The organism is Rhodococcus sp. 14-2496-1d, assembly GCF_002259365.1.
GTDB lineage: Bacteria > Actinomycetota > Actinomycetes > Mycobacteriales > Mycobacteriaceae > Rhodococcoides.
Genome location: NZ_NPFV01000030.1, coordinates 92658 through 108858 on the forward strand (window position 1 = coordinate 92658; position 16201 = coordinate 108858).

The following is a 16201-nucleotide window of genomic DNA, read 5'->3' on the forward strand; positions in this document are numbered from 1 at the left end:
AAGATGGTTCTCGAGCTCGTGCTGTGGTCGTGGATCCCGCGGTCGTGGTGCAGTGTTCTCGCTCGCTTCCTCGGCCCTGTCTTCAAGTGGGTAGTGGCATCTCGAATCCGCCGCGCGATCGTCACAGGTGTCGCTGTCTGGCACATGATCGGTCTGCTGGCGATCGCCCTGGCGTCACCGGCTCATGCCGACCCGGGTGAAACCCTGCCCACCAACAGCACATTCAGCTGGATGGAAGTCCGTGACTCTCACGGAATTCTGGTCTGGGACTACTTCATGTCCATCGACGAAGGCTCGGTCGGGCACCCGATGTACACCGTGTTCTCCACCTTCATCATGCTCGAGTACGAGGTGTACCGCGGGGTGACCGGCTTCGCGATTTGGTTCGTCACCTACGCCTTGCGGTTCGAGTGGCTCGAATTGTTGACTGCGCCGTTCCGTTCGATCGGCGATGCCATGCAAACGGTCACCGATCAGTTCCAGCTCACGGGCCTTCTTCTCACCGCTGCTGCAGGCATCGGAGCGTGGTGGGTCATTCGCGGACGGTGGACGACGGGAGTGTACGAACTCCTGATGGCAGCAGCGATCGCCGCTGCGGCAGTGGGGATCCTGTCCAATCCAGTCGAACGGGTCGCAGGACAAGACGGCCTGATCATGCAGGCGCGCGACGCCGGCGTGCAGCTTGCGGCAGGCCTGGCCAACAAGGGAGACACGACGTCGAGTTCCGACGAACTCATCGACCAGATCTCGGAACAGATGGCCGACACGTTCATCAGGCAACCCACCCAACTGCTGAACTTCGGCCGAGTCATCGACGGCTCGCCCGACGGAGAACGTTGCACTCAAGCCTGGGACGCCGGCCACGAAAAAGCAGACGGCAACACACGAGACACCCTCAAAGACAACATCAAAGGCTGCGGCGGCGAAGGCGCAAAACAGATGAAGGACTTCGCCGATCACCCCGGACCGGGACAGGTCGGGTCCGGGGTCGCGATGCTACTGGCCGGTGTCATCCTGCTCGGATTCGCCACAATTCTGGCGTTCACCCTCATCCTCGCGGTACTCACCGCCCTCGCATCGGCCGTCAAGGGAATTGTGGTGACCGTCGTTGGAATTCTGCCCGGATCCGGCCGCGGAGCATTGTGGAAAACCCTCGCCGCGGTGCTGATGTCGATGGTCATCGTTATCTTCGCGGTGGTGTTCCTCGTCGGATACATGATCGTGATCGGACAGTTGTTCAGAGGAGACGGCGACTCTCCGCTGATGATGAAATTCATCCTGACCGACATCGTTCTGATCGCGGGCATCATTCTCTACCGCCGCGCAGTGAAAGGACTACGCAAAGCTTCCGACGCCCTCGCACGCAAGCTCGGAAGCAGACCAGGAGCCGCGCCCACCGCGATATCGACCAAGACACCGACCAGCCCCCTCGCCCAAGCTGCCTACGCCGGACAAGTGGCCCGCCAGGCCTATCAAGGTGGAAAGGGACTGGCCAAGACAGCCAGCCATGCAACGGCCCGAACCGCCAAGGCGAGTAAAGCTCTCGTCGACGGGACGGCAGCCGCCAGCAGCGCAGCCACACTTGGAACTGCTGCCGTGGTCTACTCGGCCGGGAAGATTGCAACCGCGGGCGTCAAGAAGGTCGTCGGTCGACGGAGCGACGCCAAAGCTACCCAGGCGGCCACCGACACCACCAATGCTTCCGAAACCCACCCCAGCCTTCGCAAACCGATCAACATCGACCTTCCCCCGACGCAGTCGGTCGTCGGCTCCGGTCACTCCCACACTCCGGTCTCCAGCCCCGTCGGAGACCGATCGGCGGTCCGCTCTCACGGCGACAAGACAACGAACGCACCCGGTATCAAGCGGCCGGTGGCCACCGCTCCCGCACTGTCGACTCCAGGAAACCGAGAAGTTCGGGCCAGCCGCGCCACGGTGACCGGCCCTGGAGGCGGACGATTCCGTGAGTACTCCACCGATGAGGGCTCGCCGCTTCTGCTTCCCGACCGGTCCACGCGGCCGTCGAGTGCTCCGCGTCGTGCCCGACCGACCGTCCAACCAGGTGCCACCACGAATCCGACGGAAATCCTCCATCGAGCTGCGTCAGGCGCACGGCGATGACCTTGGTGGCCCCGCCTGAGACAGCGGTGTCGCCGAACTCGAAAGCGCCACGTCGATGGTGGAAACTCGCCCTGGCGGTCGGTATCGCCGCTCTCGGTGTACTCGTCGTCATTCCATTGATGGTCGTCGTACTCGTCACATCGTCAGGTTCCAGCGGTTGTGCCCCCACGGTCTCGTCCGGTACCGGTGGTGATGATGCATCGCCGTTGACCCCGTCCGGTCCCATCGGCAAGCCGACCCGCGATGGCACGACCACGATGACGTCCCCCTTCGGGCAGCGGTGGGGCACGATGCACCAAGGCGTCGACTTCGCGGGCCCGATCGGCACCCCGATCTACGCAGCCCTCGACGGCACTGTGGTCAAAGCCGGACCCGCTCAAGGCTTCGGAATGTGGATCGTCCTCGACTCGATCGTCGACGGAAAACCGGTCTCCACCGTGTACGGGCACATGTATCCCAACGGCGTCCTCGTCAAGGAGGGACAACAGGTCAAGGTCGGCGACCACATCGCCGACATCGGCAACGCCGGCGGCTCCACCGGACCACATCTGCACTTCGAGTACTGGGAAGGCGGCCGTTTACAGGGCGGAACCGCTATCGACCCGATGAGCAAACTCGGTCAGGCGGGAAGCCCCCAATCGTCCGGCGCTGATTCACCGACCGGCGCCGGTACCGCTGTCGATTGTGGCTTCGGCACGGCCGGCGGAGATCTCCGAACCGGATCCGTGCCGCCGGAGTTCGAGCCGTGGATCCGCAAAGCAGGAGCCGTGTGCCCAGGCGTGGGTGCTCCCCTGATCGCATCCCAACTCTCCGCCGAGAACGGTTTCCGCTACGGCCCGTCCGCTCCGGTATCGAGCACCGGAGCGTTGGGGCCCGCACAATTCATGCCGGGAACCTGGGCAACGTGGGGCAAGGATTACGACGGAGACGGGCGAGCCGACCCGAACTCCATCGGAGATGCAGTGATCTCACAAGCCCACTTCATGTGCGCCATCAACGGAGATATCACCGCAGCCATCGCCGCGAGAAAAGTGAAGGGCGACCCAACTGCACTGACGATTGCCGCCTACAACGCGGGCCCCGCCGCGGTGCTCGCAGCCGGTGGAATGCCATCCGGCGGTGACTACACCACACAAACACAGCCCTATGTGGCGAAGATTCTGGCCGGCCAAGCGCAGTACACATCCGAAGGTTCCACAGGCCGGTTCGTGCCGACCGGAGCTGACGGAGACAATGTCGTCGAGGCTGCACGCCAGTACCTCGGAACCCCCTACGTCTGGGGCGGCGGAGATATCAACGGCCCCTCCCGAGGAGGATTCGACTGCTCAGGACTGACCAGTTTCGCCTACTTCGCGGGCAAGCACATCACCCTGCCCCGCACATCCGAGGCCCAATGGGGAGTGGGTTCGGAGATCCCGATCGATCAAGCGATGCCCGGTGATCTCGTCTTCGGATCATTCGAGGCGAACGGCCCTGGGCACGTCGGTATCTACATCGGCGGCGGTCAGATGATCCACGCCCCCACCACCGGAGACGTCGTCAAACAAGCTCCACTCATGGCTGGAATGAAAGCCCGGAGGATCTGATGTCCCTTGCCGGCCGACGTCTTATAGCCGTCCTCCTCGTCGTTGTAGCCGTGGTGACCATCGCCTGGTCCTGCAGCTCACCCGCCACCGATGAGCCGGAATCGGCACCGGAGACAACGAGCGCGCCAACCGCGCCGTCGCTACCCGAAATCAACACACAGCCAACCGAGACAACCGCTGTACCCGCTCCGATCAGCAGCGCCGCCACAGACGCGGAGACCGCAATCCGTCAAGCACTGACGACCGCCTTCACCTGGTACCCCAGCACCGACACGAGCTCGACCGACGCGTTTCTACGCGCCCGCCGATGGTTCACCGACAACCTCGCTGCAAAACTCTCCACCCCTGCAACGACCGAGCGAGGCCCCGGTGCCCAGTGGGAACAGTGGAAGAAAGAAGACGCCGAAATCACCGCAACCGTCTCGATCGGCTGCTCCGGATGCCCGGCAGATACCGCCGAGCGCATCTATCGAGTCGCGGAGATAACGCAATCGGCCGTCACCTCGGATGCCACGGTCCCCGTCGACTCCACCACGACCGTGTGGGTATCGGCAGTGCCGACCGCAGCCGGGTGGAGTGTGGACACTCTCGATTTCTGACCCTCGCCGCACATGACCCGGAGAGGGTCGCCGGCCACTGAACCGATCGCCCTGTACAGGCAACATGGAACGCACTATTTCCCGTGATCGGTGCCGCCGTTCATAGCCCTGTCGCGCTACGTGACAACCGGCTTCCGTCGGCCCTTAGCTCGCGGATCCGCGAGGAGGAGCCCCACCCCAGGCCGGTCGGGGTGGCTTGCGTATACCGAATCTCGTGGCAGTCACGCCGACGCTGGGGTTGGCGGATGGACGTTGCCCGAGGGTGCGTAAGAGAGGAATCGAACCGCATCCGATGAGCAGTTGATGAGGCGCCGATGCTGCCGCGAATTGGTGGTTATATGCCCCGGATGTGGGAAGGTCGCTGCAAGCCTTACTCGCTTCGCATCGCCGTTTGCAGCGTACCCCCCATGTCAAGGGGTGTCGAGCGCACATAGCTGTTCCCGCGACGGTCAGTCGCAACACGGAACGCGACTTGCCCGTCCCCAATCGCACCCTCACCGATAGAGCACTGGTGACCGATCGGTGCGCCACTGATGGGGCCATGAACGCATGCGCTGCAGCGCGAGATGAAAGGTTGTCGGAAAAAGATTCACCGCGGCTGTCACAGAAGTCGACGCACCTGGATCTACCTGTTCTCGAGAAGGCACGACGAGACAGGGAGTCCCCATGAGCGCACCGACACGACTACACGTAGCGAGGGCACGTTCGAGGAGCAGTCGATCTACGGCCGGCCCCCTGAGTCCTGTCATCGATCGAGGAGCGCTGCCGAACTTCGCTCGGATCGAGACCCTCAGGCTCGACGATCCCACCAACCGGATCGTGACCCTCGCAACCACCGACGAGGTCTGGTCGCTCGTCGTCGAGTGGAATTCGAGCAACCTGCTCGTCGACACCGAAGACGAACGATTGATCAGACTTGTCGATGCGGCTCTCCGCGCTGCGCACTGCCAGCCTCACGCCGCGTGCCGTTTCACCCTCGACTACAACCCGACCCATCTCAACAACGAAGTCGGCCGACGCAGCGTGGCCTTGACCGCAACGATGCGCCCAACTTCCGGTGACGGGATCCTGATCACGATCACCCGGGATGCATGATGTGCGCGCTACCCAACCCGACTCAGGCACCCCGCGACGGATACCGGTCGCTACGTGATGCACCCTCGCTCGACCCCCAGAACAATCCGTGGATCCGCAACTGTGTGCTCTACGTTGCCGGTGGAGTCGTGTCGGCAGCACTGGGCCCGATCCTGAACCTCGACACAGCGATCGCATGGGGTGGAGCAGCACTCGGCGTCGGCGCGGGCGCGGCCGTCAGCTACAACGGCTATCGCGCCACGATCCGAGCCGAAGAGACCGATCGTGCGATCGAGCAGCTCTGCCGGCTGACCGCGTCACCGCCGACCCGTGATGTCCTGACGGCGACTCGGTGGAGCGGCCAGTGGCCCGGCCGTCCGGGCAGAATCACCGTCCGCTACCAGTCGGCCGCGCTCCTTCTCGACGAACAGTGGGAGCCCCGCGTCGTCGAATTGCTCTCCCAGCAGAGCTGGGGCCGGTACCGGATCCAGAAGCACAACACACGCAAACGCCGTCTCGTTCTCGTCCCGGACACACGGTCCGTCTCCGAGACGCATGTCTCGCCCGAACTCGTCAAAGCCACGCGCACGATTCTCGCGCTGCTAGGGCCGACCGGAAAGATCACCAGACACGAGACGGACCCGAGCACCGGGGATCTTGTAGCTGTCGAAGCCACCCATGAGGTCGGACATCGACTCGAGTCCGAGGGCTATCGGGCCCGAGTACAACGAGTAGTGAGCGTCAATCTGCCCGGTCGGTGGCGTGCTCGCTGGAACCTCGAAACGGACTGGGTGCGTTTCGAGGTGCGCCCGACCTTTCCGAAGAAGCTCTACAACCCGGCCGGCCTCGGCGACGCGGAATCCACGACCGATCTCGGCGACCTCGCGCACTCCGACTACGACTCGGTCGCGATTTCGTACGGCGAGGACGAGGACGGCAACCCCATGGTGTGGCGGCCGGCGATCGACCCACACTTCATGCTCGTCGGTGCATCCGGAACCGGAAAGACCGTCACCGCACACACCCTGCTGACACAGCTCACCGCGCACGGTTGGCCGGTATGGGTCGTCGACGGAAAAGGGGTCGAGTTCTTGGGCTTCCAGGACTGGCCGAATGTACAGATCGTCGCCAGCCACATGGAGCACCAGGTCGCGGTCATCTATCGGTTCTGGAATCTCATGGAAACCCGGTACTCGCTGATCGTCAACGGAGAAGCTACCGAGGCCGACTTTGAGCCCGTCGTTCTGTTCATCGACGAGTACGCCGACTTCCGAGGCAACCTGCTCAACTGGTACTCGAGCATCAAAGGTAAGGGTGATCCCACCAAGCCGAAGACCCTCCAGGAAGTGGCGTCGATCGGACGAAAAGGCCGCACAGCGAAGTGCCACATGGTGCTGGGAACGCAGCGACCCGATGCCGAGTACTTCGGCGGCGACATGCGAGACAACTTTCGCCAGCGCGTATCGATGGGCCGTCTGAGTCCGCAGGGCGCGTTGATGATGTGGGAATCGGCAACCACTGGAGTCGGTATCCCGCGCGGATGTCGTGGGCGGGCGACCAGTGTCAACGACCACAACCAAGCGGTCGAAATTCAGACCTACTTCACTCCCGACCCCCGCAAGACTGAGCCCGGGGCCGACGACGCAGCGGTGCTGGACCGCCTGCGTCCTCTCGAAGTGCGGCACGAGCGGTTGGTGATCCTCGACCCGGATCCCGGCGGCACCGTGGACGGCGACGAAGAGATCCGTTTCCATCACGTCTCCGGCGCGCCCTGGGCGCGCGCGTCGGACCATCCCAATCTCGATCCCGTCGCCAGGCGAAAGACGCGCGCGGACAGTGATTCAGCTCGTCGCGCATCGTCGCCGATGGCAATGCTCAATCTCGACACCCCCACCGTTCGCCAGCCCAAGCCCGACGCGCAGACGCCGAAAGAAAAAGCCGTGTCCGGCGTCCCGGGCTCTCCGATGCACAAGGACCGCCCGCACCTGCAGGTGGTCCCCGACGCCGGTACCGACGTCGACGACTGGGAGGGCTACGGCGAATCCGAAGACACTGCTCCGGTCGACCTCGTTGCCGGCGACCTAGTTCTCCTCGACGAGGACGCCGGGATCTGGGTCGTCGTCGACAACGAACCCGACATCTACGGAGACGAGTCGGGTGACGACATGGTCGGGCTGACCTGGCGTGGCGACGGCGACGACGAGGGGGTGCTCGACATTCCTCTCGACGCGACTGTTCAAGTTCGTCGCCCCCTTGCCCTCGCCACCTGAATCACTCTGCGACACACACGATCAGAAGAGGAACAACCACATGTCCCAACACGGCAACAACAGCAAAGCCCTCTCCGACGACGATCAGATGGCGCTGATCTGGATCGCCCCACTCGCAGCCACCATGGCTCTCGGATCCGCAGGCCTGTGGTGGTCGACGGCAATCGCCTGGCTGGTCGAGCACTCCATTCTGATCGCCAGCGAGGCATCCCCGATGGTGCAGATCCCAGCATCGGACGGTGCCGGGCTCGACGGTCGACGACTGATCATCGCTCTCGCCGTCGTCGTCGCCCTCGGTGCCGTCGCGATCAGCGCCGGCCGCTCGGCCTACTCAGCCCGACAGGCTCGACTGCACCGAGGAGACCGGGGATGAGAACGAAAGCCACCAGTGGTCGCCGCGCAGAACTACGCGCGATCGCGAGCAGAGAATCGTTCACGATGCCGCTCGGTCAGTGTGTCCGAGACAGCAACTGGGCCGCCCGCGAAACGGCGGTCGCAGAGCTGCTGCAGTCACGGATCCCACGTCTCGAACGGCGCCGGAAAGCAACCGTCGCTGCAGCGCATCTCCTCGAATCGTGCGAGACCTGCCCGCTCGCGGCCTTCGTCGCATGCCGCACAAGAGCCGAGGCAGATAGCTATACCGGCGTCGCGGCAGGCGGACTGTACGACCGAGGAACTCTCATCACCGAAGAAAAACGACCCGACGGTCTGGACGCGATGCACTCCCGCGAGGTAGTGTCCCCAACATCTGATGTGCGGTCTGACCAACCGCATCAACTGAAAAGGGATGCACCATGACTGACGTCGACGTGGTTTCGCGTACGCAAAACAATCTTTCCCCCGCACTGTGTGATGCAGTGCCCGATAGCAATACAATGAATCCTGACCGGAATACCGGTTCATGGAGTCGCTCGACGACGTCGAGGGGTGGTTCCTTCGGCCCGACGAGCGACGGCAGTGACGCTGCGCGTGCGCGACGTCGCTCCACTCCCGCGGCGGGATCTAACAGAACATCCCGCCGCGGGAGTGCCTCGTCGGTACCCTCCGGACCCGCCCGCCGCCACCTGCTGTCGTTGCGGCTCGGCGGTATGCCCGACCAAATGATCCTCGATCTCACGAAGCTCAGCCTCAGTGATGTGGAGACAGTCGCCAACCACAAATGCTTCGAGACCACCGCAAGCATCTCGAAAGCTATTCTCGACGTCACCTTCCACCCCACCCGGGGACGGGCGATGACCTTAGGTGTCGGAGCTCAGCGACGGATCCGGGCCCTCGTCGCGATGGGCTACTCGGTGCAAGCGCTGTCCGAACTGACCGGGCTGTCGGTGCCCAAGCTTTCGACGTTGCCATCGGATCAAGTTGTCCCCAGTGAACTCTGGTCCGTCATCAACGACGTCTACGACCAGATCTCCATGACACCCGGCCCCGACGAGCAGGTCCGGAATGCAGCCCGTGAGCAGGGATGGGCGACGCCTCTTGCTTGGGACGATGACGAAATCGACGACCCCCGAGCACGTCCACATTCGCCCCGAGGCATCCGCGGCGTGGACGAGGCGGCCGTCTACCGTCGCCTGTGCGGCGAATGGAGACTGCCGCTCACTCTTGCAGAGCAAGCCGAGATCGTAGGAATTTCGCTCCGTCGGCGGTGGTCAACCGAGCACCTGGCCGACGTACTCGGAATCGATCTCGACTCAGCGGTGAAAAAGAAGGTCCGCTACCGTGCCCGGATGGCCGTGCACGCCGCTCGCTCCGATGGTGAACGAGAAGCCGATGTTGCGTAGCGACTACGTCAGAAGTGTCGTGGTCGCTCTGGCGGCAGGCGTCCTATGGGCCTTGATCGAGGCGTCGTCGGCATCCTGGGCCAGCACTCAGGCATCAACTGCTGCGACTGTCGGCCGCGTCTCGATTGTCGCGATAGCAGTGATCGTCGGGGTAGCTCTGTCGGCCGCGCTGCGGACCACCGTCATCGCGGTGTGTGCACGGGTCGAGATCTCCGTCGACGAGGCGGCGCTGGGGACGAAAATTCCCGTCATCGTCTCCGGTGTCGTGTGGGGCGTCATCTCCGCTTTCGTCAGTACTCCGACGAGTGCGCCGCCGGCGGCAATGCTGTTCTTGGCTCTGGTAGTGCCCTGGATTGCGTGGATCGACCAACGCGTGCAACGGATTCCGACTGCTCTTGCGTATCTGGCCGCCAGCGGAACTGCAGCAATGATCTTGCTCACCGGTGTCGTTCACGGCACCTGGGGCGCGGTCGGTCGCGCCCTTCTGGCCGGCCTGGCCGCCGGCATATTGTTCTTCGCGCTTGCAGTGCTTCTGCGCGGCGGAATCGGTATCGGCGATGCGCGACTGGTGGTCTCGCTCGCGATGGTCCTAGGCTACGTCGGCTGGACATCCCTCGGTGCGGCGCTGGTGTTCTCGATCCTGACGGCTTTCGTCGGAGTGATAGTCGTGCGGGTCCTTCGAGCGATCAGATCCGAGCCTGCACGGTCGCATATCGCGCTGGGCCCGTACCTCGCACTCGGCACCGCGCTCACTCTCGTCGCATCCTGATCCGCCTGCGCGCAGTTGCGTCCTGCTTTTTCTTCCCTCCCCGAACTCGACAGCTCCCGAAGAGGTGATTGCCATCATGGCGAAGACACATCAGACCGCATGGACAGCCATTGCCGCAGCCGTGATGGTCGCTGTGGCGGCCGCGGCTGCCGTGGTGATCACGACGGATCACCACGAGGCCGACACTGCGCCACCACCACCCCAGGTCTTCCACGACGTCATCACCGTTGCGAGCCTTCTCGACGCCCTGCCCGTCGTCGACGATATCGACAGCACGGCCAGGTGGCCCGACGGTCAGCGCTTGGCGGAACTTCTCGTGCGGCCGCCAGGCAGCGATCACGGATGCGACACCAGGAACATCGCATTGGCAGCGGAGCTCGAGGCCGTCACATTCGCTGCCGGAACGGACAATTGCGTTGTGGCACAGGGCGTGTTGAATGATCCATACACCGGTGTCACCGTCGAATTCGATGCAGCATCTGAGAAAGATGCTGCAGCAAGCGATTACGTCTACCCGCTGGACGCGGCGTGGGCGTTGGGTGCTGCTGCATGGGCACCCGAACAGCAGCAACGCTTTGTCAGCGACGTACAGACCAACATCATCGTCGCCAGCGCGCAGGCAGTTGAACATCGAGCCCAACGTGGGCTTTCTCAGTGGCATCCGAGCAACGACGACCTCGCATGTGCATTTGCGGCGAAATATCTTCGTGTGGCGCAGACATACGCCTTGCCCATCACCCGCGGTGATGCTGTCGCGGCCACGCAACTCTGCGGTCTCGGCAACACCGCGGTGACAACTGCGGGCGAGACCGAACCGGCGAACTGACCACACGATCGGCCACACAAATCTCCTCCCCAAGAGGAAATGAAAGTCCCTCGCACACAACATGAAAGAAGGAATCTCATGCCCAAGACCGCCGACCAGGCCGATGCAACCACCCGCGAGATCCTCGGCCCGCAGTTCACCGCAATGCGCAACCTTGTCGAAGCAGCCGAGAACAGCCGGCAGAAGGCCGAAGCAGTCGCCAAAGCGCAGGCCGAACATGTCGACTCGACCGCCGAATTCATCGTGGCCTACGACGCCGCCAAAGCTGCAGGCTTCACCACCGCCCAACTGAAGAAGGGCGGCTACGTCCGGCCATCACTGAAGGGAGTCGCAAAACCGGCCACCAGCAAGAAAGAACCCACGCAGACCCCGCCGGCAGAAACCGCCGCCACCGGCGGCGAACCCCACGGGCACGACAGTGGGCAGCAGAACCATGCCGCACCGGCGTCGGAGGAACACCGGAGTGATCACCACAACGAGCACGGCGAGCACGACGCCATGGCGAGCTGACATGACATCCCGTCGACAACCAGAGGGGGCTGTGCGATGAGCACCGACCGAACCGACGCGATCACCCATATCGAGCTGGCCTGCGACGTCTGCGCGCTGGAACCCAGGGACGGGGGAGCGGGACCGCGGGGCGCATGGTGGGCGGTGGCCATGAAAGATTGCTGCGCCGGCGGACAGCTCATGGCCCACCTCGCGTGCGACGAGCACTTCTTCGATCTGATTTCACAGAAGCTGCCCGGCGTATGCACGAGTTGTGGCCACCTGAGCCGGACCCTGTCCGACGTCGTCGATGTCGCATGGACGATAGGAACCGGAACCGACCTGCCCGGCCGGCCGGGACGATGACCCAAGCTGTCGCACTGCTCGGTGGAGGCGTCCGCCGAGCGTGCACTTGCTGCAGCGCTGTCGAATACTTCGGCGGCGCTGCAGGTCGAGTCGGTACCGCCGCCCCCCGCGGGGCCGCAGTACCGACTCTGTATCCGGGACCGCAAGACCCCCTCCGGGTGAGGTCCGATGTCCTCCGCGCGCCGTAGTCGTAACCGCGTCACCCCAGACGGGGGCGCGTTCGACCCCGATCGAGGATCCAGCGGAGAGCTGGAGAAGAAGCAAGGGGTGGTGCTCCCGCACGCATCCTTCGCCGACCGAGCCGCGAATCGCGAGCATGCCCGCGGCCTCGATACCGACATCGAAGGACTGCCCGGTCTGACACGCGCGCGCCGCGACCTCGAACGCGCCTTCCCCCGCAACACCGCCGCGCCGATCACGAACGAACGAAAAAGACGTTCGCTGCCGGCCGCGATCGAACTCCGTCGAAGCCTCAGCGCCCGCCAGCGCAATGCGCGATCAGCCACCAAAAGGACTGTCGAGCAGAGCGTTCCCCGAGCCCAGCACCGTGCGATGAGCACACTGATCGGAGATCCAGAAAATTGGAAACGCACCAACGACGCATTGTCCGATGTCAACGGTGATGCAGTTCGGCTCGACGACGACCAGCGCCGCCACATCCAGAGAGTCGACCGCGCAATCCAGCGATACGAGCGTGAGTCCGGACGTGGACACCTGGTCTACACCGTTGTGAGCTTGCCCCACGCCGTCATCCATCCATCCGAGCTACCCGAGACCCTCTCACCCGGCTCGGTCATAGCTTTCGACCGCTTCACCGGCGCCCGCCACTCGATCCACGAACTCGACGCACACAGCCATCCGACGGACGCCGTATTCGAGATCCAAACAACACGAGGGCTGTACCTCGGAGCATCGGACAAGGGCGACGACACGAGCCACCTCCTCCCACGGGGCACCCGCTACCGAGTCGTCAACTCGCACTTCGTCCCCTACGAGCGACCAGGTCAGAGGGTCAGGGAAAGGCTCGTCGTGCAACTCGAAGACATCGACACGGACTGACCATCAGCGAAAGGAACAAACAGACATGCCCACCGAAAAGGCCTCACCGCCACCACACCGACGAGAACGCCGCGCACCATGGCAATTTCATCCAGACATCATGCCGCGCGCCGACTTTCGCGCCGTCCAAGCCGAAGACCCCCAGACCGGACCCATCGACGGAGCCATCGACACCGGCGAAGAATCGGAATAGAGACGGTCACTTGTCATGGGCCCTGCGCGATCGGATGCTCTCGTCGAGCCACTCCGCACCATGATGACGGCCACAAAACGTGATACGCGCCCAAAACAAACCTCATCGGTTGCTTCTAACGTAGCCAGGGTGGAGCATACGAGTCATGCCTGTCTCTGAACTTCTGCGCCTCGGCAATGCTCGACCAATCGTCCGATGGGGCGACCCTGTCCTGCACACATCGGCTCGACCGGTGACCGACTTCGGTCCTGATCTGCAAAGTCTGCTTGCCGATATGTTCGCGACCAATACTGCTGCGGACGGTGCCGGCCTCGCCGCTCAGCAGGTAGGCATCGACCTTGCGGTGTTCATCTACGATTGCAGTGACGAGACCGGGACACGGCGAACTGGTGTCGTCTGCAATCCGGTAGTCGAACTCGCCGAAGGAAACGATCGACACCTCATCGATTTCGGTGAAGGATGCTTGTCCCTCCCCGGCGCATACACCGACCTCGCACGGCCAGAGTTCTCTATCTGTCGAGGACAGGACCAGTACGGTAACCAGATCGAACTCAACGCAGGCGGCACGCTCGGGCGTTGTTTCCAACACGAAACCGATCACATCAACGGTATCGTTTTCGGCGACCGCCTCTCGAAGCGCAAACGTAAACAGCTCTATCGTGACCACGAGACGGTCTCTGAGCAGTACAGCAACGATTGGCCAACACGATAGATTCTGCTCCGGAAGCAGTGACCGCTCTGCTCCGCCTACCCACCCGGTGACGTCAAGACCTTCACGAAGCCTGACATTCATCTACACGAAACAGTAGGTCGAACCCTCAACGCATCCATGGCTCGCTATTGCACGGCAACGGACCATATGGTCTTGTATCCTGGGCTAGGGAACAGGAGTTCGGGGAACATATGCCTTACGCAATGGCTGCGGCGTCGCTACGGGCCGCGATTCCAGAGGTAGTGACGGCGTACAGAACCACTTTGCTACGCGAGAATAGTCCCCTCGGGATCAATCCGGGGGTGTGGTCACAGTGCCGCCGCCAAGCACTGGCAATCCTCAACGAGTGCGTAGATGCATTAGGCCTTCCCACGTCTTCGACTACTCGGTCGGCGATTCCAGACGAGTACACCCGGTTGCTCGGCTCGCATCGAGCCCTACAGGCAATACCGGCTTCGGAGTCCGTGCGAGCTGTGGAGATTCTGTGGTCATCCCTTGAGCCTGCAATAGAGCTGGCCGCCAAAGAGGCACCCTTGACACACCGACCTGGGGTCTGGAGACGCATCAACGCCGCTTTTCGCCTTGCTGCCGGTGGCCGCCTTCACACGGGCATGCTCAGCTACGAGGAGACCCGAGGCCATTTGAGGGACAGGCAACTTCGAGTGCTTGAGGCCGCGTCAGACGCATCTTTGACCAACCGGGAGCTTGAAGTCTTGGAGGCTGTGGCGTTCGCGATGACCAACCGGCAGATCGCTCGCACTCTGAATATTTCAGAGCTCACAGTCAAGCGGCATCTGTCCAACGCCTATCTGAAACTTGGGGCGTCGTCCCGTATGGACGCGTTGCACAGGCTATTCGGCAGCCGCATCTAGCGGCCCGCAATTTCATACCGCGCGCACCAGGAGGGTGCCGAGCATCGCGAGGTTTGCTGCGTACTGGGTGGCCATGAAAGCGCGGTACCCGCAGCGCCGTGCCTTCAGGTCATAGTCGTTCGCCCGCGCGCATAGCGCCATCACCCAGAGAGCTCCAGCAGTCAACGGCAATGTTCCGAACAGTGCGAGCGGTGCCCATAGCAGTGAGGCGATCGGTGCGCATACTCCAACGACAGTCGTTCCGAATATGGCCAGCCGCCGTGCAGAGCTGAGTCCACGTTGCGCTGCCAGAGTGCGCCTCCCACCAATGGCGTCCCCGTGGGCATCGGATAGGTCCTTCACGACCGCTCCCACCAACGCCATCCATGTTGCCATCGATGCGCAGAAGACTTGTTCCGTACGCCCAAATCCTCCGCCGCCGGCGGCCGCTCCGGCAGCATAACTTGCCCAGCCGAGGCCGAATATCACTACAGAAGAAGACAAACTCCAACGCTTGGCAGCCAGTGGCGGTGCCGAGTACACCCACCCAAGCGTCAGGAAGGCGAAGGTCCAGCACCACATCTCGCGCCCCGCAACTGCAGCCATCAGCAGGGCTGTGATCGCCGTAGCCACGCTGACCCACCGGGCTGTACGGACTGCCAGTTCCCCCCGCGCAATCGGTCGCTGCGACGCGTTTGCCACATCCTCAAGGACGTCAGTCACACCATTGAACAAGTACGTCGATATCACGACGGCCCACCAGGTCAACGCGCCGGCCGCTAATTGTCCGACACCGACAGGCCCTGCAGTCGCTGATACGCCGGCAATTCCAACCGCGAATCGAAGCAGATAGACACCTTGGACCTGCGGTCTGGCCTCCACGAAGCACAACCATGCATTTCTTGCGGGACTCGACGCGCCCCCAGGACGACCTACCTGTGTGCCGTGCTTGACCGACTCACACCGATACGACCACCCATCTGACACAGCCGGAGCCTAGCTGTCGCAGTGCACGAAGGTTTCTGCCCGGACTTGTCTTCGCTAAAACTACATCCAAAGTTGTAGTTTTCTGAGGTATTACCTACTCCCTTCGTGCCACAAAGGGGACCAACGTATTCGCTGCTAGGCAGACTCGACTGGTACCGAAATGCACAGCAGGCGTACTGCAACTCTCCGAGTAAGCGAGGACCATGAGCAATCCGTTCGACGATGAAGACGGCAGCTATTTCGTTCTCACCAACGAGGAGGGGCAGCACTCTCTCTGGCCGGTCTTTATCGACGTCCCGGCCGGTTGGTCAAGAGTGTTCGGCGAGGCCAAGCGGACTGCTTGTCTGGAGTACGTCGACACCCACTGGACCGATTTGCGCCCCAAGTCACTCGCCATTGCTCAGGCCGAAAACCGCAGCCAGACAACTAATGTCGGACCAACTATGCGGCCGGGAACGACCAATTCGGTTGAGGGCATCCCAGCCGATGCCTACCACAACGAAATTAGGTCGTAGCTC

17 protein-coding genes are annotated in these 16201 nt (G+C 62.9%); 16 read left to right on the forward strand and 1 reads right to left on the reverse strand.

The genetic code is table 11. The annotated features are described in order from the left end of the window. The first annotated feature begins 3 nt into the window (after positions 1–3). The 15 genes from CH296_RS25960 (at position 4) to CH296_RS29680 (ending at position 14717) form a co-directional block, all read left to right on the forward strand. Complete coding sequence (locus CH296_RS25960) at positions 4–2121, forward strand: hypothetical protein (RefSeq protein WP_141214634.1); 2118 nt, start codon at positions 4–6, stop codon at positions 2119–2121. A 119-nt stretch (positions 2122–2240) separates the two neighbouring features. Further along, complete coding sequence (locus CH296_RS25965; RefSeq protein WP_072692242.1) at positions 2241–3707, forward strand: peptidoglycan DD-metalloendopeptidase family protein; 1467 nt, start codon at positions 2241–2243, stop codon at positions 3705–3707. Beyond that, positions 3707–4306, forward strand: a complete 600-nt coding sequence (locus tag CH296_RS29675) for a hypothetical protein (RefSeq protein WP_015586149.1) — start codon at positions 3707–3709, stop codon at positions 4304–4306. The genes CH296_RS25965 and CH296_RS29675 overlap by 1 nt, the downstream gene beginning before the upstream one ends. A gap of 666 nt (positions 4307–4972) precedes the next feature. After that, a complete protein-coding gene (locus CH296_RS25975) occupies positions 4973–5401 on the forward strand; it encodes a hypothetical protein (RefSeq protein WP_015586151.1) in 429 nt (142 codons plus the stop codon). Continuing rightward, positions 5398–7650, forward strand: coding sequence for an FtsK/SpoIIIE domain-containing protein (locus tag CH296_RS25980; RefSeq protein WP_094685985.1), 2253 nt, complete (start codon positions 5398–5400; stop codon positions 7648–7650). Before CH296_RS25975 ends, CH296_RS25980 begins: the two co-directional genes overlap by 4 nt. Before the next feature lie 40 nt (positions 7651–7690). Continuing rightward, positions 7691–8023, forward strand: coding sequence for a hypothetical protein (locus tag CH296_RS25985; protein WP_015586153.1), 333 nt, complete (start codon positions 7691–7693; stop codon positions 8021–8023). 715 nt (positions 8024–8738) lie between these two features. Continuing rightward, on the forward strand, positions 8739–9431 hold the full coding sequence (locus tag CH296_RS25995; RefSeq protein ID WP_052047787.1) for a hypothetical protein: 693 nt from the start codon (positions 8739–8741) through the stop codon (positions 9429–9431). Then, positions 9421–10200 (forward strand): hypothetical protein, encoded by a 780-nt coding sequence (locus tag CH296_RS26000; RefSeq protein ID WP_015586156.1) that lies wholly within the window; start codon positions 9421–9423, stop codon positions 10198–10200. Before CH296_RS25995 ends, CH296_RS26000 begins: the two co-directional genes overlap by 11 nt. A gap of 76 nt (positions 10201–10276) precedes the next feature. Continuing rightward, the gene (locus CH296_RS26005) at positions 10277–11026 is read left to right on the forward strand and encodes a hypothetical protein (protein ID WP_015586157.1); all 750 of its coding nucleotides are present in this window, start codon (positions 10277–10279) and stop codon (positions 11024–11026) included. A gap of 78 nt (positions 11027–11104) precedes the next feature. Beyond that, a complete protein-coding gene (locus tag CH296_RS26010; protein WP_015586158.1) occupies positions 11105–11536 on the forward strand; it encodes a hypothetical protein in 432 nt (143 codons plus the stop codon). Positions 11537–11572: 36 nt separating this feature from the next. Further along, complete coding sequence (locus CH296_RS26015; RefSeq protein WP_015586159.1) at positions 11573–11881, forward strand: hypothetical protein; 309 nt, start codon at positions 11573–11575, stop codon at positions 11879–11881. Positions 11882–12049: 168 nt separating this feature from the next. Continuing rightward, positions 12050–12940, forward strand: coding sequence for a hypothetical protein (locus CH296_RS26020; RefSeq protein ID WP_015586160.1), 891 nt, complete (start codon positions 12050–12052; stop codon positions 12938–12940). A 25-nt stretch (positions 12941–12965) separates the two neighbouring features. Then, positions 12966–13133: a hypothetical protein gene (locus CH296_RS29105; RefSeq protein WP_155289036.1), complete on the forward strand. Its 168-nt coding sequence runs from the start codon at positions 12966–12968 to the stop codon at positions 13131–13133. A 145-nt stretch (positions 13134–13278) separates the two neighbouring features. Further along, positions 13279–13845 (forward strand): peptide deformylase, encoded by a 567-nt coding sequence (gene def, locus CH296_RS26025; protein ID WP_015586162.1) that lies wholly within the window; start codon positions 13279–13281, stop codon positions 13843–13845. A gap of 611 nt (positions 13846–14456) precedes the next feature. After that, the gene (locus CH296_RS29680; protein ID WP_080730074.1) at positions 14457–14717 is read left to right on the forward strand and encodes a helix-turn-helix transcriptional regulator; all 261 of its coding nucleotides are present in this window, start codon (positions 14457–14459) and stop codon (positions 14715–14717) included. A 12-nt stretch (positions 14718–14729) separates the two neighbouring features. Here the strand turns inward: CH296_RS29680 and CH296_RS26035 are convergent, their stop codons facing one another. Next, a complete protein-coding gene (locus CH296_RS26035; RefSeq protein WP_080730065.1) occupies positions 14730–15683 on the reverse strand; it encodes a UbiA family prenyltransferase in 954 nt (317 codons plus the stop codon). 203 nt (positions 15684–15886) lie between these two features. On the opposite strand from CH296_RS26035, the gene CH296_RS26040 reads away from it, so the two are divergent. Next, a complete protein-coding gene (locus CH296_RS26040; protein ID WP_015586165.1) occupies positions 15887–16198 on the forward strand; it encodes an MbtH family protein in 312 nt (103 codons plus the stop codon). Positions 16199–16201 lie beyond the last annotated feature (3 nt).

What these genes read in the sequence shown, in the direction of transcription:
- CH296_RS25960 (WP_141214634.1), top strand. Translation starts at nt 4, where the DNA reads ATGGTTCTCGAGCTCGTGCTGTGGTCGTGGATCCCGCGGTCGTGGTGC.
- CH296_RS25965 (WP_072692242.1), top strand. Translation starts at nt 2,241, where the DNA reads ATGGTCGTCGTACTCGTCACATCGTCAGGTTCCAGCGGTTGTGCCCCC.
- CH296_RS29675 (WP_015586149.1), top strand. Translation starts at nt 3,707, where the DNA reads ATGTCCCTTGCCGGCCGACGTCTTATAGCCGTCCTCCTCGTCGTTGTA.
- CH296_RS25975 (WP_015586151.1), top strand. Translation starts at nt 4,973, where the DNA reads ATGAGCGCACCGACACGACTACACGTAGCGAGGGCACGTTCGAGGAGC.
- CH296_RS25980 (WP_094685985.1), top strand. Translation starts at nt 5,398, where the DNA reads ATGATGTGCGCGCTACCCAACCCGACTCAGGCACCCCGCGACGGATAC.
- CH296_RS25985 (WP_015586153.1), top strand. Translation starts at nt 7,691, where the DNA reads ATGTCCCAACACGGCAACAACAGCAAAGCCCTCTCCGACGACGATCAG.
- CH296_RS25995 (WP_052047787.1), top strand. Translation starts at nt 8,739, where the DNA reads ATGCCCGACCAAATGATCCTCGATCTCACGAAGCTCAGCCTCAGTGAT.
- CH296_RS26000 (WP_015586156.1), top strand. Translation starts at nt 9,421, where the DNA reads ATGTTGCGTAGCGACTACGTCAGAAGTGTCGTGGTCGCTCTGGCGGCA.
- CH296_RS26005 (WP_015586157.1), top strand. Translation starts at nt 10,277, where the DNA reads ATGGCGAAGACACATCAGACCGCATGGACAGCCATTGCCGCAGCCGTG.
- CH296_RS26010 (WP_015586158.1), top strand. Translation starts at nt 11,105, where the DNA reads ATGCCCAAGACCGCCGACCAGGCCGATGCAACCACCCGCGAGATCCTC.
- CH296_RS26015 (WP_015586159.1), top strand. Translation starts at nt 11,573, where the DNA reads ATGAGCACCGACCGAACCGACGCGATCACCCATATCGAGCTGGCCTGC.
- CH296_RS26020 (WP_015586160.1), top strand. Translation starts at nt 12,050, where the DNA reads ATGTCCTCCGCGCGCCGTAGTCGTAACCGCGTCACCCCAGACGGGGGC.
- CH296_RS29105 (WP_155289036.1), top strand. Translation starts at nt 12,966, where the DNA reads ATGCCCACCGAAAAGGCCTCACCGCCACCACACCGACGAGAACGCCGC.
- def (WP_015586162.1), top strand. Translation starts at nt 13,279, where the DNA reads ATGCCTGTCTCTGAACTTCTGCGCCTCGGCAATGCTCGACCAATCGTC.
- CH296_RS29680 (WP_080730074.1), top strand. Translation starts at nt 14,457, where the DNA reads ATGCTCAGCTACGAGGAGACCCGAGGCCATTTGAGGGACAGGCAACTT.
- CH296_RS26040 (WP_015586165.1), top strand. Translation starts at nt 15,887, where the DNA reads ATGAGCAATCCGTTCGACGATGAAGACGGCAGCTATTTCGTTCTCACC.